Annotated in this window: 20 protein-coding genes and 1 pseudogene; 11 read left to right on the top strand and 10 right to left on the bottom strand. The window is 71.6% G+C overall.

The genetic code is table 11. The features are described 5' to 3' along the window. Positions 1-180: pseudogene (locus tag GRC12_RS12555) on the bottom strand (N-acetylmuramoyl-L-alanine amidase); the annotation flags it as partial. 180 nt (positions 181-360) lie between these two features. Between GRC12_RS12555 and GRC12_RS12550 the strand changes: the two are divergent. Beyond that, a complete protein-coding gene (locus tag GRC12_RS12550) occupies positions 361-1545 on the top strand; it encodes a MarP family serine protease (protein ID WP_208779312.1) in 1185 nt (394 codons plus the stop codon). A gap of 3 nt (positions 1546-1548) precedes the next feature. On the opposite strand, the gene GRC12_RS12545 is transcribed toward GRC12_RS12550, so the two are convergent. Then, positions 1549-2037: a GNAT family N-acetyltransferase gene (locus GRC12_RS12545; RefSeq protein WP_207929737.1), complete on the bottom strand. Its 489-nt coding sequence runs from the start codon at positions 2035-2037 to the stop codon at positions 1549-1551. A 61-nt stretch (positions 2038-2098) separates the two neighbouring features. On the opposite strand from GRC12_RS12545, the gene GRC12_RS12540 reads away from it, so the two are divergent. Together GRC12_RS12540 and GRC12_RS12535 are read left to right on the top strand one after the other, a co-directional pair. Continuing rightward, complete coding sequence (locus GRC12_RS12540; protein WP_208779311.1) at positions 2099-2992, top strand: TIGR01777 family oxidoreductase; 894 nt, start codon at positions 2099-2101, stop codon at positions 2990-2992. A gap of 184 nt (positions 2993-3176) precedes the next feature. Further along, positions 3177-4580, top strand: a complete 1404-nt coding sequence (locus GRC12_RS12535; RefSeq protein ID WP_208779310.1) for an NAD(P)/FAD-dependent oxidoreductase — start codon at positions 3177-3179, stop codon at positions 4578-4580. Between the two features lie 4 nt (positions 4581-4584). Here the strand turns inward: GRC12_RS12535 and GRC12_RS12530 are convergent, their stop codons facing one another. Continuing rightward, the gene (locus GRC12_RS12530) at positions 4585-6021 is read right to left on the bottom strand and encodes a regulator (protein ID WP_208779309.1); all 1437 of its coding nucleotides are present in this window, start codon (positions 6019-6021) and stop codon (positions 4585-4587) included. 255 nt (positions 6022-6276) lie between these two features. Here GRC12_RS12530 and lipB point away from each other — a divergent pair, with 255 nt between their 5' ends. The 4 genes from lipB to GRC12_RS12510 all read left to right on the top strand — a co-directional run bounded on the left by lipB (position 6277) and on the right by GRC12_RS12510 (position 9381). After that, positions 6277-7077: a lipoyl(octanoyl) transferase LipB gene (lipB, locus tag GRC12_RS12525; protein ID WP_208779308.1), complete on the top strand. Its 801-nt coding sequence runs from the start codon at positions 6277-6279 to the stop codon at positions 7075-7077. A gap of 74 nt (positions 7078-7151) precedes the next feature. Beyond that, positions 7152-8141 carry a lipoyl synthase gene (lipA, locus tag GRC12_RS12520; RefSeq protein WP_208779307.1) on the top strand — a complete coding sequence of 330 codons (990 nt, stop codon included), beginning with the start codon at positions 7152-7154 and terminating at the stop codon, positions 8139-8141. A gap of 258 nt (positions 8142-8399) precedes the next feature. Further along, complete coding sequence (locus tag GRC12_RS12515) at positions 8400-8600, top strand: SCO2195 family GlnR-regulated protein (RefSeq protein ID WP_208779306.1); 201 nt, start codon at positions 8400-8402, stop codon at positions 8598-8600. Positions 8601-8679: 79 nt separating this feature from the next. Next, the gene (locus GRC12_RS12510) at positions 8680-9381 is read left to right on the top strand and encodes a DUF4191 domain-containing protein (RefSeq protein ID WP_133042950.1); all 702 of its coding nucleotides are present in this window, start codon (positions 8680-8682) and stop codon (positions 9379-9381) included. A gap of 97 nt (positions 9382-9478) precedes the next feature. Here the strand turns inward: GRC12_RS12510 and GRC12_RS12505 are convergent, their stop codons facing one another. Beyond that, positions 9479-9949, bottom strand: a complete 471-nt coding sequence (locus GRC12_RS12505; RefSeq protein WP_208779305.1) for an RDD family protein — start codon at positions 9947-9949, stop codon at positions 9479-9481. A 197-nt stretch (positions 9950-10146) separates the two neighbouring features. Here GRC12_RS12505 and glnA point away from each other — a divergent pair, with 197 nt between their 5' ends. From glnA to pspAB, 4 genes are all read left to right on the top strand, one after another. Further along, entirely contained in the window at positions 10147-11556 is a 1410-nt protein-coding gene (gene glnA / locus GRC12_RS12500; RefSeq protein WP_208779304.1) for a type I glutamate--ammonia ligase, read from the top strand. Between the two features lie 123 nt (positions 11557-11679). Beyond that, positions 11680-11937: an SCO2583/SCO2584 N-terminal domain-containing protein gene (locus GRC12_RS12495; RefSeq protein ID WP_208779303.1), complete on the top strand. Its 258-nt coding sequence runs from the start codon at positions 11680-11682 to the stop codon at positions 11935-11937. 123 nt (positions 11938-12060) lie between these two features. Continuing rightward, the gene (gene htpX, locus GRC12_RS12490; protein ID WP_208779302.1) at positions 12061-12978 is read left to right on the top strand and encodes a zinc metalloprotease HtpX; all 918 of its coding nucleotides are present in this window, start codon (positions 12061-12063) and stop codon (positions 12976-12978) included. A gap of 3 nt (positions 12979-12981) precedes the next feature. Beyond that, positions 12982-13566 (top strand): PspA-associated protein PspAB, encoded by a 585-nt coding sequence (gene pspAB / locus GRC12_RS12485; RefSeq protein ID WP_208779301.1) that lies wholly within the window; start codon positions 12982-12984, stop codon positions 13564-13566. 15 nt (positions 13567-13581) lie between these two features. Here pspAB and GRC12_RS12480 read toward each other — a convergent pair whose 3' ends face one another. The 6 genes from GRC12_RS12480 to GRC12_RS12455 form a co-directional block, all read right to left on the bottom strand. Then, positions 13582-13854, bottom strand: coding sequence for a hypothetical protein (locus GRC12_RS12480; RefSeq protein WP_208779300.1), 273 nt, complete (start codon positions 13852-13854; stop codon positions 13582-13584). 204 nt (positions 13855-14058) lie between these two features. After that, positions 14059-14799: a GAF and ANTAR domain-containing protein gene (locus GRC12_RS12475; protein WP_208779299.1), complete on the bottom strand. Its 741-nt coding sequence runs from the start codon at positions 14797-14799 to the stop codon at positions 14059-14061. Between the two features lie 98 nt (positions 14800-14897). Further along, positions 14898-15764: an ANTAR domain-containing protein gene (locus GRC12_RS12470; protein WP_208779298.1), complete on the bottom strand. Its 867-nt coding sequence runs from the start codon at positions 15762-15764 to the stop codon at positions 14898-14900. Between the two features lie 23 nt (positions 15765-15787). Further along, complete coding sequence (locus tag GRC12_RS12465) at positions 15788-17656, bottom strand: CheR family methyltransferase (protein ID WP_208779297.1); 1869 nt, start codon at positions 17654-17656, stop codon at positions 15788-15790. Continuing rightward, on the bottom strand, positions 17649-18275 hold the full coding sequence (locus tag GRC12_RS12460) for a chemotaxis protein CheB (protein WP_208779296.1): 627 nt from the start codon (positions 18273-18275) through the stop codon (positions 17649-17651). Before GRC12_RS12460 ends, GRC12_RS12465 begins: the two co-directional genes overlap by 8 nt. A 22-nt stretch (positions 18276-18297) precedes the next feature. Next, positions 18298-19638: a DUF2252 domain-containing protein gene (locus GRC12_RS12455; RefSeq protein WP_208779295.1), complete on the bottom strand. Its 1341-nt coding sequence runs from the start codon at positions 19636-19638 to the stop codon at positions 18298-18300. Positions 19639-19718 lie beyond the last annotated feature (80 nt).

The raw sequence follows: 19718 nt of genomic DNA, 5'->3' as shown, positions 1-19718 counted from the left end.
GCGGGCCACGACGGCCGGCGGGGCGGCCGCGCGGTCGGTCGCGCGCTGGACGCCGTCCACGCACAGCACGAGTCCGAGGACCGCGGCCAGACCGGGCAGGCAGGCGACGAGGACGCGGGCGGCGCGGGCCCACCTCGGCCTCCCCGCTCCCCCGGTTCCCCGCGATCCTCGGACACGCATGCGTCCACTCTCGGCCGTATCCTCCGCGCCCGCGATGTGTGCTGTGCCACCCGGTGGAACCATCGTCCTGGTCCGCGACGTTTTTCCGGGTGGAAGGGGCAGGGGGGAGACACACACCCGCGCGGCTGATCATCGGGCCGGTCCCGCGCGTACATAGAGGTCTGAGAGAAAGGCGGCTCTGTGGACCTGCTCGACATCCTGCTGATGCTGGTGGTTCTGGCCTACGCGGCATCCGGCTACCGGCGCGGACTGGTCGCCGGCTGTGTCTCGTTCGCCGGGTTCGTGGGCGGGGCCGTCATCGGCGTGTGGGTGCTGCCGTGGATGATGGACCTGGTCGAGGCGGGGACGACCCGGGCGACCGTCACCGCGGTGCTGACCGTGCTGATCCCGGCGGTGGTGGGACACGAGCTCGCGGGGCGGCTGGCGCTGCGACTGCGGCGGGAGCTGGACGAGGGGCCGCTCAGGGTGGCCGACGGGATCGGCGGCGCCGCCGCCAACTCGATCGCCGTGCTGATCGTGGCCTGGGTCGCCGCGAGCGTCCTCGGTGCCTCCTCCTCGCCGCTGGTGACCACCGCGATCCGGGACTCGGCGCTGCTGCGCTCGGTGCAGAACCTCATGCCGGACACCACGCCCACCTGGTTCTCCCGGGCCACCACCGCGCTGACGCAGGCCGGCTTCCCGCAGGTGTTCAACCCGTTCGAGAACGAGTCCACGGCCGAGGTGGCCAAGCCCACCGGCGACAGCGTCACCGCCCGCGCCACCAGCGCGGCCAAGCTCAGCACCGTCAAGATCGAGGGCGTCTCCGGCGACCAGGGCCGCGAGGGCAGCGGGTTCGTGTACGCCGCCGAGCACGTGATGACCAACGCGCACGTGGTGGCCGGCATCGACGACCCGACGGTTCGCATCGGCGGGGTGGGGCGGTCGTACGACGCTCGGGTGGTGCTCTTCGACCCGAACAAGGACGTGGCCGTGCTGTACGTGCCGGGGCTGAGCGCACCGGTCCTGAAGTTCGACGACGGGGCCGAGCGGGGCGACTCCGCGGTGGTGGCCGGTTATCCGCAGGACGGCGACCTCAATCTGCAGGCGGCGACCGTGGCCAACCGGGTCAACGCCACCGGGCAGAACATCTACAGCGACCGCATGGTCACCCGGGAGATCTACTCGATCCGCTCCACCGTGCGCCCGGGCAACTCCGGCGGCCCGCTGCTGACCACCGACGGCCGCGTCTACGGCGTGGTCTTCGCCCGCTCGACCTCCGACAACGAGACCGGCTACGTCCTGACGGCGGACGAGGTCGCCTCCGACGCGGCCCGGGCGGCCGGCGCGACGGCGGCGGTGGACACGGGCGACCTGGTCAGTTCCTGACCGTCACAGGGCGCATCCCATGAGGACGTCGTCCACGTACTCGCCCTCCAGCAGGAACTCGCCGGGCAGCACGCCCTCCACCACGAACCCCTCGGCCTCGTACAGCCCCCGGGCCGGGGTGTTGTGCCCGAGCACGCGCAGGGTGAGCCGGCGCGCCCCCTGCCGGCGGGCCTCCTCCCGCACCGCCCGCAGCAGCGCCCGCGCGACCCCGGCCCCGCGCGCCTCCTCGGCGACGACGAGCCCCTGGATCTGCCGGACGTGGGAGTTGCAGGCCAGCGGGGTCGGGTAGCCCAGCCGGACGTAGCCGACGACCGCGCCGTCGACCTCGGCGACCAGATGGTCCCGGGGCCCGAACCGCTCGTTGTAGAAGGGCTCGTACGGCGGCCGTGGGCGGGGCTGCACGGAGTGCAGCGGCGACCAGGTGACCCGGTCGAGGCGGCCGAGCGTGTCCTCGTCGTCGAGGGTGGCGTGGCGTATGTGCGGTACCGGCATGACGGCCACCTTACGGCGGACCCGACCGGGGCTTTACGTGCGCGGCCAGCAGAATGGGGTCATGGAACGTGCGCGAATCGCGGTGGCCGGTGCGTCCGGGTTGATCGGGGGTGCGCTGGCGCGGTCCCTGACCGCCGACGGGCACCAGGTGGTGCGGCTGGTGCGGCGGGCCGCCCGGGCCGCCGATGAGGTTTGCTGGGACCCCGAGGGGCGGTACGTCGACACGGCTGGGCTCGCCGGGTGCGACGCCGTGGTCAACCTCGCGGGGGCCGGTGTGGGCAACCGGCGCTGGACGGACGCCTACAAGGCGCGGATCCGGGCCGGCCGGGTGCTCGGCACCGCCGCGCTGGCCGAGGCGATCGCCTCCCTCGACGACCGGCCGCGGGTGTTCGTCAACGGCAGCGCGATCGGCTACTACGGCGAGACCGGCGACCGGGTGGTCGACGAGAGCGCGCCCGCCGGGAGCGGGTTCCTGCCGGAGCTGTGCGTGGAGTGGGAGGCGGCCGCCGCACCGGCGCGGGAGGCGGGCGTGCGGACGGCGTTCGTGCGGACGGGGCTGGTGGTGTCGAGCAAGGGCGGCGCCTGGGCCCGTCTGTTCCCCCTCTTCAAGGCGGGGCTCGGGGGGCGGATGGGAGACGGGCGGCAGTACTGGTCGTACGTCTCGCTGCACGACGAGGTGGCCGCGATCCGGCATCTCATCGACACCGACGGGCTGTCCGGGCCGTTCAACGTCACCGCCCCGGAGCCGCTGACGAACCGTGAGATCACCGAGGCGATGGGGCGCGTGCTGCACCGGCCCACGTTCTTCACCGTGCCGGCGCCGGCCCTGCGGACCGTGCTCGGCGAGATGGCCGGGGATGTTCTGGGCAGCGCGCGGGTGGTGCCGAGGAGGCTGCTGGAGTCGGGGTTCACCTTCGCGTTCCCCGACATCGAGGGGGCCGTCCGGGCGGCGTGAGGCGGGCACGGCGAGGACACGACGACCACCGGCGACCGTATGCGACCGGTGTGCGCCCGTGCCCTGTGCATGCGCGACTGCCCTTGACCGATCACAGCCCTAACCTCGACCCGAACTCGGGTATCCCCGGAGCCAGTTGGGGGCATGACGTCTCCACCGGCCGCGCAACCTCGAGGAGGGGCACGTGCTTGAGCCCGCGTACCAGGCGGACGTCGTGATCGTGGGGGCCGGGGTGGCCGGCCTCTCGGCGGCGCATCGGCTGACCAGCGCAGGAGTGACGACGACGGTCCTGGAGGCCGCCGACCGGGTCGGGGGCCGGATGTCGACCGAGAAGGTCGACGGCTTCCGGCTCGACCGCATCGGACAGCTGCTGTCCACGGCGTATCCCGAACTGCGCCTCACCCCCGGCCTCGACGCCCTCGTCCTGCGCCCCTTCGCCCCGGGCGTCCTCGTCCACAGCGACGGCCGCCGCCACCTCGCCGGTGCGGTGCCGAGCGCGGGGGGCGCACGGGGCGCACTGCACGCCGTACGTGCGCTGGCGAGTGCGCCGAGGGTGACCTCCCCGTCCTGGGTGCCGTCGCTCGGCCGGGCGGGCGCTCCGACGGCTCCGGACGTGCCCCGGGTGCGCGCCGCGGCCCCGCTGGGCAGCGCCGTCGACCAGGCGCGGCTGACGGCGGCGCTGGCCCGGCTCGCGGGCATGCCCGTCGAACGGCTGCTGTCCCGGCCCGAGTTGCCCGCGGCCCGGGCCCTCGCCGCACGGGGTGTACCGGCCCGCACCATCGACGGGTTTCTGCGGCCGCTGCTCGCCGCGCTGCTGTGCGACCCGGAGCTGACGACGTCCAGCCGGTGCGCCGATCTCGCGCTCAGGGCTTTCGCGGGCGGGCGGCTGTGTCTGCCGGAGGGCGGCGCCGAGACGCTGCCGGAGCTGCTGGCGCGAGCGCTGCCGCCGGGCACCGTGCACACCGGCGTCCGGGTGACGTCGGTGTCCACCAACTCCGTCGCCACGGCCGAACACGGGGAGATCCGGTGCCGGGCCGTGCTGCTGGCGACGGACGCGCGGGCCGCGGCCGGGCTGCTGCCGGGCCTGCGTGTGCCGGACTTCCACCGGCTGACGGTGGTCCACCACACCACGGACGAGCCGCCGTCGACGGGGGCGGTCCTTCTCCTCGACGCCGACCGCGGGGGGCCGGTGGCCCACACGGCCGTGGTCAGCGCGGTGGACCCGAGCCGGGCGCCGGGGGGCCGGGTGCTGGTCTCCTCCACGGTCCTGGGGCCGCCCCCGGCCGACCTGGACACCGCCGTGCGCACGCATCTGGCGCGCCTGTACGGCATGTCGACGCGCCGCTGGGAGACGCTGGCCGTCCACCACACCGCCGAGGCCGTCCCGGCCATGCGGCCCCCGCACGACCTCCGCCGCCCGGTACGCCTCATGGCCGGCCTCTACGTCTGCGGGGACCACCGGGACACCAGCACGGTCCAGGGAGCCCTGCACTCGGCCCACCGAGCCGCGACAGCCGTCCTGACCGACCTGGGAGCGGCGGGCTCGAGGCAGCAGGCGGACCCCCTCCCATCGGCGAGGGCCGCCTGAAGAACTACCCCAGTGCCGCCACCTTGTCCCGATAGCCCCGCACCGGTGCCGCGTCCTTGTACGGCTCCAGGCGGCGCTCGAAATCCCGCACGTACTCGGTCGCCCGGACCGACCGCATGTCCGCCGCGGCGCTCGCCGCCTCCGCTCCCAGCGCGCACGCCTGGTCCAGCTCACCCAGGCCCAGGCGGGCGGAGGCGAGGACGACGCGGCAGAAGAGGCGGCTGCGGGCGTACGCCGGCGCGCGCAGTTGCAGGGACCGCTCGGCGTGCTGCACCGCGGCCCGGAACTGCTGCAGATCCCGGTGCGCGTGCCCGAACTCGTCGGCCAGCTGCGCCTCGTCGAAGAACCGCGCCCAGTACGGCACCTCGTCCCCCGGGCGCGCCGCCTCCAGCGCGCGCTCGGCCCGTACCAGTGAGGCCGTGCAGCTGCGGACCTCGCCGAGCACGGCGTGCCCCCGCGCCTCCGCCGCGTGCAGCAGGGCCTGCACCACGGGCGGCGCGTTCGTCCCCGCCCCCTGCTGGGCCACGCGCGCGAGCTGCACCGCCTCCCGGCCGTGCCCGAGATAGACGGCCTGCCGGCTCATGGTCACCAGGACGTAGGAGCCGTACGCCCGGTCCCCGGCCGCCTGCGCGAGCCGCAGCGCCTGTACGAAGTACCGCTGCGCGAGTCCGTGCGCGGCGATGTCGTACGAGGTCCAGCCCGCGAGCCGGGTGAGGTCGGCCGCCGCCGCGAACAGCTTGCGGCCGGTCTGCTCGCCGTAGGTGCCGCGCAGCATCGGCTCGCACTCGTGCTCCAGGTACCGCACGAGGGCCTGCCGGGCGTGCCCGCCGCCGTACATGTCGTCGAGGGTGCGGAAGAGCTCGCCGACCGAGCGGAGCGCGTTGATGTCGCCGCCGGTGACCCGCTGGCCGGGTCCGCGGTCGCCCTGTCCGCGCTGGCGCGGTACGGCGGGACGGCCCTGCGGGGGCAGGCGGGCGGGCTGTTCGGCGCGGGCCACCTTGTCGTCGGGCCGCCCGATCAGCCAGTCCCGGCTCGGTACGACCAGCCCGGCCGGGGTGAACGCGATCTTGCGCAGCTCGGCGTGCGAGCCGGAGTCCTTGCGCCACAGCCCGCTGACGATGTCGACGGCCTCCTCGGGCGTGCCGGCGAACTCCAGCCCGGCGTACACCGGCGCACACGCGTCGAGGCCGAGGTCCTGGGCGGTGAGTCTGCGCCCCAGGCGCCGGGTGAACACCTCGGCGATCAGGGCGGGCGTGGTGCCGCGTGGCTGCTGGCCGCGCAGCCAGCGCGTCACGGAGGTCTTGTCGTATCTCAGGTCGAGTCCGTGTTCGAGACCGAGTTGGTCCACGCGCCGGGCGAGCCCCGCGTTGGAGAACCCCGCTTCTGCGATGAGCGCGGCGAGCTGTCGGTTGGGAGTGCGCTGCGCGGGTCGTTCCGTCATCTGCGGTGCGGTCTCCTGCCTTTCGGGCCTTCCCCGGGGCCGAGGTGGCCTCCGAGTGCCCGGATTGCCTGTGAGCAGCCCTTATGGCCTCTGTGAACGGCGCGAATGTAGCGGAGAGTGAGCAGGCGGTCGCTCCCTTCCCCGTTCGTTCATCCGATCGTGTGAGGATTGGCCGCTGGGCTGACGCGTGACGGTCGGTCGTACAGTGGCGTAGGCACGTTTCGTGCCTTACGACCTTCTAGGGAGGCGCTTGCCGTGAGTGAGCTGCGGTTCGTCCGTATGGGATTCGGTGCCGAGGCCGTGGACTACCAGGTGGCGTGGGACGAGCAGCGCCGGGTGCACGCGGCCCGCTTCGCGGACGAGATCCCCGACACCGTGCTGCTCCTGGAGCACCCGCCGGTCTACACGGCCGGCCGGCGCACGGCGGACAACGAGCGCCCCCTCGACGGCACCCCGGTCATCGACGTGGACCGCGGCGGCAAGATCACCTGGCACGGCCCGGGCCAGCTGGTCGGCTACCCCATCCAGAAGCTCCCGCGTCCGGTGGACGTGGTCGCGCACCTGCGCCGGCTGGAAGAGGCGATGATCCGGGTCTGCGCGGAGTTCGGCGTCGAGACCAGCCGGGTGGAGGGCCGGGCCGGCGTCTGGGTGCTGGGCGACCCCGTGGAGCAGCGCCCGGCCCTGGGCGGGCTCTCCCTCGACTTCGACCCCCGCCTGACCGACGAGGAGTTCGACCCCCGCCTCAACGGCCCCGAGTACGCCCCCTCCAACGCCGGCCAGCGCCGCGAGGACCGCAAGATCTGCGCCATGGGCATCCGGGTCGCCAAGGGCGTCACCATGCACGGCTTCGCCCTGAACGTGAACCCGGACACCTCCAACTTCGACAAGATCATCCCCTGCGGCATCCGCGACGCGGGCGTCACCTCCCTCGCGCACGAGCTGGGCCGCGAGCTGACCATCGCCGACGTACTGCCGGTCGTGGAGCGGCACTTGACGGACGTACTCGGCAACGCGGACCTCAGGCCCAGGGTGATCGAGAAGACACCGGCGGCCTGAAGGCGGCCCTGGGCTTTCAAATCCACGGGCGTACCCTTGAGCACGCCGAAGAATCAATCGCTAGGGAGCCGGTCGTGTCCGCAGTCAACCCCGACGGACGCAAGATGCTGCGCCTGGAGGTCCGCAACAGCCAGACCCCCATCGAGCGCAAGCCCGAGTGGATCAAGACGCGGGCGAAAATGGGTCCCGAGTACACCAAGATGCAGAACCTCGTGAAGAGCGAGGGCCTGCACACGGTCTGCCAGGAAGCCGGCTGCCCCAACATCTACGAGTGCTGGGAGGACCGCGAGGCGACCTTCCTCATCGGCGGCGACCAGTGCACCCGGCGCTGCGACTTCTGCCAGATCGACACCGGCAAGCCCGAGGCCCTCGACCGTGACGAGCCGCGCCGCGTCGGCGAGTCCGTGGTCACCATGGACCTGAACTACGCCACCATCACCGGCGTCGCCCGCGACGACCTGGCGGACGGCGGCGCCTGGCTGTACGCGGAGACGGTCCGCCAGATCCACGCCCAGACGGCCGGCCGCGAGGGCGGCCACACCAAGGTCGAGCTTCTCGCCCCCGACTTCAACGCGGTCCCCGAGCAGCTGGCCGAGGTCTTCTCCTCCCGCCCCGAGGTCTTCGCGCACAACGTCGAGACGGTCCCCCGCATCTTCAAGCGCATCCGCCCCGGCTTCCGCTACGAGCGCTCGCTGAAGGTCATCACCGAGGCGCGCGACGTCGGCCTGGTCACCAAGTCGAACCTCATCCTCGGCATGGGCGAGACCCGCGAGGAGGTCAGCGACGCGCTGCGGCAGCTGCACGAGGCCGGCTGCGAGCTGGTCACCATCACGCAGTACCTGCGCCCGAGCGTCCGGCACCACCCCGTGGAGCGCTGGGTCAAGCCGCAGGAGTTCGTGGAGCTGAAGGAGGAGGCCGAGCAGATCGGCTTCTCCGGCGTGATGTCCGGCCCGCTGGTCCGCTCCTCCTACCGCGCCGGCCGGCTCTACCAGATGGCCGTCGAGCTGCGTCAATCAGCTGCTCCGCAGCGGGGGGGCACCTACGTCGCCTCCCAGGCGGTCTGATGGCACGGAGTGTCACTCCAAACGTGTGAATCTGCGCACAAGTGGCTACCGCCGAGTAGTGGCCGATTGAACGCGGTCCTGAACGTCCTCGCTGATGGCGGCGTCGTCAGGGCCGCGTCAATGTTTTCGTGCCCCGAATCAAGGCTTCATTGGTGTTTGACCGGTCGGTCACGCCCTGGTAACACCAATCAGTGACCCTGGTTGCACAGCCCGTGCACCACTCACGACAGCCGCCGACCCCGAGGGGGGACCTCGACCATGCAGGCCGCGCCGGTTCGCGCCACCGCCATCCCGTCGTTCACCGATGCACTCCGTGCCGTCGAGTCGTTGCTCATGAGCGGCGGCCAGCGCACCGCCCGCCGCAACGCCTGGACCTCCGTCCTGGAGGACCGCCGCCGCGCCAAGGACCGCGTCGAGGCGCAGCGCGTCCTCGACCAGTTCCCCGCCGTCCGTCCCTGAACCATCTCCCCCCCTCCCTTCCCGCTCCTTCCCGGCACTGCCGTCGTCGGCGCTTGTGGGGCCACGTAGACTTCGTGACATGGCGAGGAAGGACAACGCGGCGGATGCCGCTAACCCCGGGCGACTGAAGCAGATCGCCCTGACGTACAAGATGACCCGCAAGGCCGACAAGAAGATCGGTCTTGTACTCGCGGCTGTCGGCATCGGCATCTTCGGTGTTTTCCTCGCGATCGGCTTCTTGATCGGTCACCCCATCTATCTCGGCATCCTGGGCCTGCTGCTCGCCTTCCTCGGAACGGCGATCGTGTTCGGGCGCCGGGCCGAGCGGGCCGCCTTCGGGCAGATGGAGGGCCAGCCGGGCGCCGCCGCGGCCGTGCTGGACAACATCGGCCGGGGCTGGACCACCACCCCCGCGGTGGCGATGAACCGCAGCCAGGACGTAGTGCACCGGGCCGTCGGCAAGGCCGGCATCGTCCTGGTCGCCGAGGGCAACCCGAACCGGGTCAAGACCCTGCTGGCCGCCGAGAAGAAGAAGATGAACCGCATCGTCGCGGACGTGCCGGTGCACGACATCATCGTCGGCACGGGCGACGGCCAGGTGGAGCTGAAGAAGGTGCGCACCACCATGCTGAAGCTCCCCCGCGTGCTGACCGGCCCCCAGGTGACCGCCACCAACGACCGGCTGCGCGCCCTGGGCGACCTGATGAGCAACATGCCGCTGCCCAAGGGCCCGATGCCGAAGGGCATGAAGCTGCCGAAGGGCGGGCCGAAGGCCCGCTGACTCCCTCGCACCGGAAAGGGGGCGCCCGGATCACTCCGGGCGCCCCCTTCGTCGTACGAATGCCGAGTCGTACGAATGCCGAATCGTCGTACGCGTGCTAAATGCGGACCTCGACCGTGCGGGCCAGTCGGTCGTGCAGGCCCCTGCCGTCGCGGTCCCAGATGAGGGCCGGGATGGCGACGCACAGCAGGGCCGTGCGCAGGACGCTCCGCAGGAAGGTGGGCTGCCCCGTGGCCAGGTCGACCACGCGCAGGCCGAAGATGCGCTTGCCGGGGGTGAAGCCGACCGTGCCGACGGTGAGGACGCCGAGGACGAAGAAGACCAGCAGGGCCCAGTTGCCGGTCGCGCCGGGCTGGTAGCCGTGCGTGATGAGACCGTATGCGATCAAGAGGCACAGCCCCCAGTCGACGGCCAGGGCGCCGAACCGGCGTCCGGGGCGGGCGATCGAGCCCGGTCCCCGCTCGGGCAGACCGAGCTGTTCACCTCGGTATCCGAAGTCGACACCGGCGTCCTCGGCGGCCGCCCGGGGGCCCGAGAGCCACGATCCCACTGCTTCCCTCTTGTCCACGCGTCCACGGTACTGCCACCGTTTCGGGATACGGACAGGTGGGGTCAACCGGACCCGCTCCGGTTAACTTGTGCGAAACAAATGGGTCACGCCCGAGAAATCACGCGTCCCTAGGGTCGAGGTCAGCGTGTGCCACCGCACTGGCCGCACGAACGAACTACCACCCCGGCAAGGCGGTCGGGAGTAGGAGGAGCTGGATGTTCCAGAACGCCGACGAGGCCAAGAAGTTCATCGCGGACGAGGACGTCAAGTTCGTCGACGTCCGCTTCTGCGACCTGCCGGGCGTCATGCAGCACTTCACGGTGCCCGTCGAGGCGTTCGACCCGGACGACGAGCTCGCCTTCGACGGATCCTCGATCCGTGGTTTCCAGGCGATCCACGAGTCCGACATGGCGCTGCGCGCGGACCTGTCGACCGCCCGGGTCGACCCCTTCCGCCGGGACAAGACGCTCAACATCAACTTCTTCATCCACGACCCGATCACGGGCGAGCAGTACTCCCGCGACCCGCGCAACGTGGCGAAGAAGGCCGAGGCCTACCTCGCCTCCACCGGGGTCGCGGACACCGCGTACTTCGGTCCCGAGGCCGAGTTCTACGTCTTCGACAGCGTCCGCTTCGCCACCTCGGCGAACGAGAGCTTCTACCACATCGACTCCGAGGCCGGCGCCTGGAACACCGGCGCCCTCGAGGACAACCGTGGTTACAAGGTCCGCTACAAGGGCGGCTACTTCCCGGTCCCGCCGGTCGACCACTTCGCCGACCTGCGCGCCGAGATCACCCTGGAGCTGGAGAAGGCCGGCCTGAAGGTCGAGCGCCAGCACCACGAGGTCGGCACCGCCGGCCAGGCGGAGATCAACTACAAGTTCAACACGCTGCTCGCCGCGGCCGACGACCTCCAGCTCTTCAAGTACATCGTGAAGAACGTCGCCTGGCGCAACGGCAAGACCGCGACCTTCATGCCGAAGCCGATCTTCGGCGACAACGGCTCGGGCATGCACGTGCACCAGTCGCTGTGGGCCAACGGCGACCCGCTGTTCTACGACGAGGCCGGTTACGCGGGCCTGTCGGACACCGCCCGCTACTACATCGGCGGCATCCTCAAGCACGCCCCGTCGCTGCTGGCCTTCACCAACCCGACGGTGAACTCCTACCACCGTCTGGTGCCGGGCTTCGAGGCGCCGATCAACCTGGTGTACTCGCAGCGCAACCGCTCCGCGGCCATGCGTATCCCGATCACGGGCTCCAACCCGAAGGCCAAGCGCGTCGAGTTCCGCGCGCCCGACTCCTCCGGCAACCCGTACCTGACCTTCTCGGCCCTGCTCCTCGCGGGCCTGGACGGCATCAAGAACAAGATCGAGCCCGCCGAGCCGATCGACAAGGACCTCTACGAGCTGGCTCCCGAGGAGCACGCGAACGTCGCGCAGGTCCCGACCTCGCTCCCGGCCGTCCTGGACTCCCTCGAGCGCGACCACGAGTTCCTGCTCGCCGGTGACGTCTTCACGGCCGACCTGATCGAGACCTGGATCGACTTCAAGCGCGCCAACGAGATCGCCCCGCTGCAGCTGCGTCCGCACCCGCACGAGTTCGAGCTCTACTTCGACGTGTGATCGGCCCCTGAGCCGTCTTCTCGGCCTCGCCCCCGTTCCGGTTTCCCGGGACGGGGGCGTCGTCGTATGGTGTGCAGCACAGCCGTTCGACGGGGGCGGCGGTGTCGAGGGGGAGAGACGGGGATGGCCCAACAGGACGATGCCGAGCGGGAGTTCGACCTGCGCTGGGCGGACCAGGCGGAGCACAAGGAGCCCTCGGCGCGGGCGCGGATGCTGGCCGCGCGCTGGCGGGAGAACCCGCCCGAGCCGCAGCCCTTCCGCGCCGACCCGGACCCGGTGACCCCGCGCGGGTCCTCGTGGGTGTCGACGGCGCTGGTGTTCGGGGCCGTGGCGGCCGTGATCGTACTGCTGGGATGGGTGCGTTTCCGGGCCCCCTACTAGGACGGTCGCCGGGCCTCCCACAGGGACCTTTTGCAGCCCCTAGGGCCGTTCGGGACCACTTCATGGGACGCGCCAGGTGCACACTGGCAGTGGGACGAGTGCCTGACTGCGGGGTGATGCACAATGCAGAGCCGTTTCCGGAGCGACCGGCGGCTGACCGTGCGGATGACGGTCACGATGTTCCTGCTCGGATTGCTGTACGTGGCCTTCGTCGCCGCGTTGATCGTGTTGCTGAAGTCCTGGCTGCTGGTCGTGGTGCTGATGGCGGCCATGTTCGTCGCCCAGTTCTGGTTCTCCGACCGGATCGCGATGTTCGCCATGCGCGGGCGGGTCGTGGAACGCGAGGAGTATCCCGAACTGCACGCGGTGATCGACCGGCTGTGCGCGATCGCCGACATGCCCAAGCCCGTCGTCGCCGTGTCCGATATGGACATGCCCAACGCGTTCGCCACGGGACGCAACGCCGACCATGCCGTGGTCTGTGTGACGACCGGACTGCTGCGCCGGCTGGAGCCCGCCGAGCTGGAGGGCGTCCTCGCGCACGAGCTGTCGCACGTCGCGCACAAGGACGTCGCCGTCATCACCATCGCGTCGTTCCTGGGCGTGATCGCGGGACTGATCGTGCGGTTCGCCTTCTACTCCCAGCTGTTCGGCGGCGGGCGCCGGGACCAGAACACCGCGGCCGTCTTCGCCGCCGTCCTGGGTGTGTCGGCGGCCGTCTACGCGATCAGCTTCCTGCTGATCAGGGCGCTGTCCCGGTACCGGGAACTGGCCGCGGACCGGGCGGCGGCGCTGCTGACCGGGCGGCCCTCGGCGCTGGCGTCCGCGCTGACCAAGGTCTCCGGCGACATCGCCCGGATCCCGACCAAGGACCTGCGGACCGCGCAGGCCTTCAACGCCTTCTACTTCACCCCCGCGGCCGGCAAGGAGCCCGGCATCGAGCGGTTCTTCTCCACCCACCCGAGCCTGGAGCAGCGGCTCGACCAGCTGGGCCGGATCTCGGCCGAGCTGGGTGAGGCACCCACCCCCGGAAAGGCGTGATGCATGGGGCTCCTGGACATCCTGCTCGGCCGCACCAAGCCGGCCCTGCCCGACCTCGACCAGCTCTTCGCGCTGCCGTCGGCGGCCGTGACCCTCGAGGCCGCGGCCGGTTTCACACCGACCGGCACCGGCGCGGTGTGCTTCGCCACGGTCGAGGGCGCCGCCTTCGAGCAGACGCACCGGGAGGTCCAGGCCCTGCTGGACGCGGACGCCGACCGCGACGGACCGCCGGTGGAGCTGAGCCAGGACGAGTTCGGCTACTCCTGGCTGGTCTCGCGCCGCTCCCCCGAGCAGCTGTCGGAGCTCGTCAACGACCTGCACGCGGTGAACAGTTCGATGGAGGTCAACGGCTTCGGGCCGCAACTGCTGTGCTCCCTCGCCGCGTTCGAGGGCGAGGGCGGCAAGCGGCTGGCGCTGGTGTACCTCTACAAGCGCGGCACGTTCTATCCGTTCGCGCCGCTGCCCGGTGCCGGACAGCGGCGCGACAACGCGCTCGAACTGCAGGTCAAGGCCGCACTCGCCGGTGACCTGCGGATGGAGCAGGACCTGAGCCGCTGGTTCCCGGTATGGGGCGCCCCCGGCCTGTAGTTCCGCCCTGTGGCGCTACTTGCCGCGCTCCTGCCGGCGCGCCTCGAAGGGGTGCTCGCGCCGGTAGCGGCGCTCCCACTTGGCCTGCTGGTCACGGCGCTTGCGGTACGCCTGGTAGGTGGCGGGGGCCGATCCCGACGCGCCGCCTCCCCCGGAGGACGACGGCGAGGAGTCGCGGCCGTACTGCAGGTAGAGGAAGAGAACGCCGGCCGCGGCCAGCCACCACACGTGGTTTCCGAATCCCAAGAGGACCAGGACGACGGTCCCGGCGATCAACATGGTGCCCATCACGGGCCTCCGTGAGCGTGGGTCGATGAGCGATCTGGACGTCCGACGGGGCGCTGGGGGAGGGCGTCCGTCCGTCGGTGCGTAGAGAGTAGCCCTGAGAGCGGGGGGTGATGCCTGCCCGGGGACAAGCGGTGGTGAGCGGCTCCGCAACGCCTGTCCAGCGTAGGGAGACCGTCACTGCGCGTGCATCCCGTTTTTCGTCGGCTACTGCTGCCGCGACCGGAGGTCCAGGCGGTGCTCGACCACCTCGCGGGCCACCTCGCTGAGGCGGCGGCGGTGGGAGCGGGCGTGGGCACGCAGCAGGCGGAAGGCCTCGTCGACGGTGACCGAGAGGCGGGCGGCCAGCGTGCCCTTGGCCTGCTCGATGATGACGCGGCTGGTCAGCGCCTCGCCCAACTGGTCGGCGAGGGCGCGGGTCGCGGACAGGCGCCGCTCCCGGTCCAGGGTCCAGCCGGCCACGTCGGTGAGGGACTGGCCCAGTTCCAGCAGCTCGGGGCGCAGCGCGGCGCTGCCGCGGCCCAGCAGCACCAGGGCACCCAGTGTGTCGGCGCCGACGCGCAGGGGCAGGGCGGCGACCCGGCCGTAGCCCAGCTCCAGGGCGCGGGGGGTGTAGCGCGGCCAGTCGCGGCGCGCCCGCTCCCCGCCGAGTTCGGTGTCCGGCACCGGGTGGCCGGTGCGGCGGGCCTGCTGCCCCGGCCCCTCGCCCCAGGCGGCGGCGTCCCGGGCCAGCCGGACGAGGTCGGCGCCGGTGGCGGCCACCTGGGCGGCGGCGTGGTCGTCGGGGACGTACACGACGGTCGCGGCGCAGTCGCCGAGCAGTGCGGTGCCGTGGGTCGCGAGGGCCTCCAGGAGACCGGTGGGGTCGGAGGGCTCCGAGGACTCCCCTCCGGCCGCGAGGTCGACGAACGCCTTCGCCAGCCGTTGCTGTGACACGGGGTTGGTCATGACCTCTCTCCGCCTCCCGGGACGCTCGCCTCGACCCTGTCGGTCACACGCGCTCTTTCCGCTGCCTTTACGTCTTCCCACTCCCCCCGTCCGGCACCTCAGCCGAGCCGCAGCTCCCCGTCCAGCACCCGCTCGGCCACCGAACGGGCGGAGACGCCCTCGGCGAAGGCACGGGCCTTGATCAGTTCCAGCGCGTCGGCCACCGGGCACTCGAGCTGCACGGAGACCATGCCGGCGGCCTGGTGCACCTTGGCGCGCAGTTCGGCGGCGCCGTACAGACCGGCGTCGCCGTCCGGGCTGAGGATCATCGAGCGGGTGAGCGCCTCGGCGATCTCGGTGAAGGAGTCCGTGCCGACGAAACCGGGAGCGGGGTCGAACACGGCGAGGGCCCCGACGCAGACGCCCGCGAGACTGAGCGGTACGGCGGCCACCTCGTCGATGCCGAGTTCGGTCACCGCGGGACCGTAACCGGGCCAGCGGACGGCCAGCCCCGGGCCGGCCGCCATGACCGGGCGGACCTCGACGGTCGCGTCCCGGGCCGGTCCCTCGCCGAGCAGGAACTCCAGCTCCTGGGCGGCGCGGGCGGATTCGTCCGAGGCGGCCACGGTGAGCTCGTCCGGGCTGTCCGCTCCGACCAGGGTGAGGGCGGCGCTGCTGGTGCCGCAGGCCTCGGCGACCCCGGTCATGAAGCGGGGCCGGGGCGTACCGCGCTGTCCGGCCCACAGGGCGAGCCGGCTCGCGTAGTCGTCCTGGAGGCGTGCCGCGGTCAGGTGGCAGTGTGCCGTCGACCGGTGAAGTTCGGCCATGCGCAGATGCGCCGCGCGCAGGGCCTCGGTGGGCGCCTCGGCGGCCTGGGCCTCGCACCGCTCCGCGCGGATGGTCTCGTGCGCCGAACGGGCACGCGCGACGGCGGCTTTCCGCTCCGCGGAAATCTTGCCCTGCGTCGCCCCGCCTTCGGTGGCCATACCGCAAATCGTACGCCCCGCCGTCATCCCGGGGCGTCGCCGCGGCCCTCCTCCATCAGCAGGACCACTCCGCCGTTGTGGCCGTCGAAGGGGCTGCACTGCACCTGACAGGTGATTCTGCGGCCCAGGCGGTTGACCGCGGGCACCGGCAGCGGCTCCCCTCGCTTGCCGGATTCGACGCACTGCTGGACGGTCTCGCGCAGCTTCTCGGTGGGCAGCCCGAACTCCAGACCGTAGAAGGGCTGGTCCAGCACCTCGTCGGGGCGCAGGCCCCACAGGTCCACGGCCCCGCGGTTCCAGCTCTTGACCTTCAGCTGCTGGTCGAGGACGACGACTCCGGCCGCGATGGAGGTGAGCACCGCTTCCAGGAAGGCGCGGGCCTCGTCCAGTTCCTCGGTGCGGACCCGCATCTCCTCGTTCATGGTCTCCAGTTCCTCGTTGCCGGACTGGAGTTCTTCGTTGGTGGTCTCCAACTCCTCGTTGGTCGACTGCAGTTCCTCGTTCGTGGTCTCCAGTTCCTCGATGCTCGACTGGAGTTCCTCGTTGGTGGTCTCCAACTCCTCGTTGGTCGACTGCAGTTCCTCGTACGCCGTTTCCAGGTCCTCGCGGACCCGCTTGATCTCGGACTTGAGCTGGGTGGCGACGGTGACGTCGGTGAAGGTGATGTTGGTGGCGACCGTCATGCCCTCGGGACCGGACAGCGGCTGGACGAGGATGTCGAAGTACTGGACGTCCTCGCCGACCCGGCGCTCGGCGCCGTTGACGCGCAATGTGCGGCGCTCGTGGGTGGCCTGTTCGATCAGGGACCGCAGTTCCACCGGCCGGTAGGAGATCTCCAGGTCCTGGAAGGGCCGCCCGATGTCGTTCGGGGTGAGGCCGAACTGCACCCGGGCCTGGCTGTTGACGAGGACGACCGTGCCCATGGAGTCCACGGCCAGGGCGGCGCTCGGGGTGGCGTCGAGGATGAGGTCGCGCAGCTGGCGGTTGCGGGCGACGGTGTGCAGCTGCCCGCCCAGCCCCGCCCTGATCTTGACCGGCGCGGGCTGGTACGGCGTCGCGGACTCGCCGGGGCGCCGCCGGAAGACCCGCTGGCGCATGCTCATCACCTCGAACCGCTCGGCGTCGTTGAGCAGCATCTCCGCCTTGCCGAGGAAGAGACAGCCGCCCTCGCGCAGCGCGAAGTGGAACCGGTCGATGATCTGCGTCTGGGCCTCGACGTTGAAGTACATCAGCGTGTTGCGGCACACCAGCAGGTCCAGCCGGGAGATCGGGGCGTCGCGGGTGATGTCGTGGCGGCCGAAGATGACGCGGCGGCGCAGATCGGGGCGGAAGCTGAAGCGGGCGCCGTTCTGCTCGAAGTACTTGTCGCGCAGCTCGGGTTCCAGCGAGGCGAGGACCTTGGCCGAGTACAGTCCGGAGCGGGCGTCGCGCAGCGCCTCGTCGTCGACGTCCGTGCCGTAGATCTTCACCCGCTCCAGGGTCTCCTCAAGGCCCAGCGCCTCGGCGAACATGATCGCCAGCGAGTAGGCCTCCTCGCCGCTGGAGCAGCCGGCGCTCCACACCCGGATCTCCTCCTGGGAGCCGCTCTGCGCGAGCAGCTCCGGCATCACCTCGCGCTGCAGGAAGGTCCAGGCCTCGGGGTCGCGGAAGTAGGAGGTGACATTGATCAGGATGGTGTTGAACAGCGCGTTGAACTCGTCCTGGTTGGTCTCCAGGCGGTCGCGGTAGTCGCTGTACGACGCCACCTGGGCGTCCGTCATCCGCTTGCGGATGCGCCGGCCGAGCGAGGAGCGTTTGTAGCCGGTGAAGTCGAAGCCGCGCGCGTCCCTGAGGAAACCGAGAAGATCCTCCAGTTCCTCGTCGGTCTCCATCTCCGGCTGTCCGTCAACCATCGCTGCCGTCACTTCCCTGCCACTGCCTCTTGGACTCGACCAGGCCGCGGACGACCGCGGCGATCTCGTCCAGAGGTAGCACGAAGTCCACTGTGCCCGTACCCACTGCCGCCTGCGGCATACCGCTGAACTCCGCGGTCGCCGGATCCTGCACGATCACCGTCCCGCCGCGCGACTTGACCGCGTCCACGCCCATCGCGCCGTCCCGTCCGGTGCCGGTCAGCACGCAGGCTATGGCCTGCGGTCCGTAGGCGCCCGCCACCGATTCGAACAGCAGGTCGGCGGAGGGACGGACGAAGTGGACGAGTTCGGTGTCGGTGAGCGCGATCCGTCCGCCCGCGCGCACGAGAAGATGCCGGTCGGGGGGCGCGACGTAGACGCAGCCGGCCCGGATCCGCTCGTGGTCCTCGGCGAGCTTCACGGTCAGCGGCGTGCGGCGGCTCAGGACGTCCGCGATGACCGTGCGATGCCGAGGGTCGAGGTGCTGGACGACCAGCACCGGCACCGGCAGAGCGGCGTCCAGGCCGCCCAGCAGGGTGATCAGGCCGTTGATGCCGCCGGCCGAGGAGGCGACGGCGACGACCTCGAAGCCGTCGGACGGGCTCGCGGAAGGCTGCACCCGGCCAGCGTAGACCCGCAGGTCACACCTCGGGTGCCGCCCGGATCACGCCGGCGGCGATCGCGGCGCCCAGGGCGGCGTGGTCGGCGGTGTTCTGGTCGGCGTAGGCGAGCGCGAAGTCGGCGACGGCGTGGTCGAAGGTGTCGGCGCCGCCGAGGTAGGCGGCAATGGCGACGCGGTCGCCGGAGCGGGCGTGGGCGCGGGCCAGGGCGGTGCCGCACAGCCGGGCGTAGGCGAGCAGGTCGCCGGGGCTCATGCCGGCGACATCGGCGGAGCCCTTCATGTCCCGCAGCTGCCGCCAGTAGAAGGCGCGTCCCTGCGGCCCGCTCATCCATCCCAGGAAGACGTCACTGGCGGCCTGCAACAGGCGTTGCCCGGCGACCACGCGGTGCCCGGGGTGGACGTACGGGCCCGTGGGCAGATGGTCCTCGAGCACGGAGGTGCGGGCTTCCTTGATCTGCAGGAACAGCGGGTCGTCGGTGTCGCGGCCGGCGAGCAGCACGACGAAGCAGCGCAGGCCGACGCTGCCGACGCCGACGACCTTGCGGGCGGCGTCCACGAAGCGGTAGCGGTCCAGGAGCAGCCGGCGCTCCTCCGAGAGGGTGGAGCGGTAGTCGCTGAAGATCTTGCGCAGGGAGGCCGTGTCGGAGGCGCCGGCGGGTTCCAGCAGCGGCGGGTCGTGCACGATGCGCCGCCTGCCGTCGACGACCTCGGTCAGCTTGCCGACGGCCTGCAGGCTGGTGCGGCGGCGGGCGCGGGTGAGGCTGGCGGCGACCTGGCGGCGTCGGCGGGCGGAACGTGCGAGCGGCAGCAGGCGGTCGGCGTCGATGCGCTCGTACCAGACCTCCAGCTCACCCCGCGCGGCCAGCCGCCGCATGCTGGTCCGGTACGACGTGACCGCCTCCGTCGCCGCGCGGCGCACCTTGTCCTCGGTGTGGCCGTTCTCCCGGCCGGCGACGACGACGCTGGCGGCGAGCCGTTCGACGTCCCACTCGAAGGGGCCGGGGAACGTCTCGTCGAAGTCGTTGAGATCGAAGAGCAGCGTGCGTTCCGGGGACGCGTACAGCCCGAAGTTGAGCAGATGGGCGTCACCGCACAACTGCACGGTGAGCCCGGTGTGCGGCCGGGAGGCCAGGTCGGCGGCCATCACGGCGGCCGATCCGCGCAGGAAGGCGAAGGGCGACGCGGCCATCCGCCCGTACCGGATCGGCAGCAGCTCCGGCAGCCGGTCCCGCCCCTGCCGTTCCAGTACGGCGACGGGGTCGTCCCGGTCGACGGGCGCCACCCACCCTGCGTGCGCGGACCGCGAGACCCGCTTCCGGGCGGCCTTGCCCTGCTCGGCACGGTCGACAGGGGAACTCACGCGACCCACCGCACAACCCCGTACCGCCCCATCACGCCTCCCACCACCTCGGCTCATCGCCGCGCCGCCTCTTTGATCGC

The organism is Streptomyces griseorubiginosus, assembly GCF_017614965.1.
Lineage (GTDB): Bacteria > Actinomycetota > Actinomycetes > Streptomycetales > Streptomycetaceae > Streptomyces > Streptomyces griseorubiginosus_B.
The sequence above is the reverse complement of the archived record's forward strand: the minus strand, read 5'-3'. Positions and strand labels throughout refer to the sequence as shown.

Excerpts from the sequence above, each read along its gene's own strand:
- glnA (WP_208779304.1), top strand. The coding sequence starts at position 10,147 with ATGTTCCAGAACGCCGACGAGGCCAAGAAGTTCATCGCGGACGAGGAC.
- GRC12_RS12470 (WP_208779298.1), bottom strand. The coding sequence starts at position 15,764 with ATGGCCACCGAAGGCGGGGCGACGCAGGGCAAGATTTCCGCGGAGCGG.
- GRC12_RS12495 (WP_208779303.1), top strand. The coding sequence starts at position 11,680 with ATGGCCCAACAGGACGATGCCGAGCGGGAGTTCGACCTGCGCTGGGCG.
- GRC12_RS12510 (WP_133042950.1), top strand. The coding sequence starts at position 8,680 with ATGGCGAGGAAGGACAACGCGGCGGATGCCGCTAACCCCGGGCGACTG.
- htpX (WP_208779302.1), top strand. The coding sequence starts at position 12,061 with ATGCAGAGCCGTTTCCGGAGCGACCGGCGGCTGACCGTGCGGATGACG.
- GRC12_RS12465 (WP_208779297.1), bottom strand. The coding sequence starts at position 17,656 with ATGGTTGACGGACAGCCGGAGATGGAGACCGACGAGGAACTGGAGGAT.
- GRC12_RS12475 (WP_208779299.1), bottom strand. The coding sequence starts at position 14,799 with ATGACCAACCCCGTGTCACAGCAACGGCTGGCGAAGGCGTTCGTCGAC.
- GRC12_RS12530 (WP_208779309.1), bottom strand. The coding sequence starts at position 6,021 with ATGACGGAACGACCCGCGCAGCGCACTCCCAACCGACAGCTCGCCGCG.
- GRC12_RS12540 (WP_208779311.1), top strand. The coding sequence starts at position 2,099 with ATGGAACGTGCGCGAATCGCGGTGGCCGGTGCGTCCGGGTTGATCGGG.
- GRC12_RS12515 (WP_208779306.1), top strand. The coding sequence starts at position 8,400 with ATGCAGGCCGCGCCGGTTCGCGCCACCGCCATCCCGTCGTTCACCGAT.
- GRC12_RS12545 (WP_207929737.1), bottom strand. The coding sequence starts at position 2,037 with ATGCCGGTACCGCACATACGCCACGCCACCCTCGACGACGAGGACACG.
- GRC12_RS12480 (WP_208779300.1), bottom strand. The coding sequence starts at position 13,854 with ATGGGCACCATGTTGATCGCCGGGACCGTCGTCCTGGTCCTCTTGGGA.
- pspAB (WP_208779301.1), top strand. The coding sequence starts at position 12,982 with ATGGGGCTCCTGGACATCCTGCTCGGCCGCACCAAGCCGGCCCTGCCC.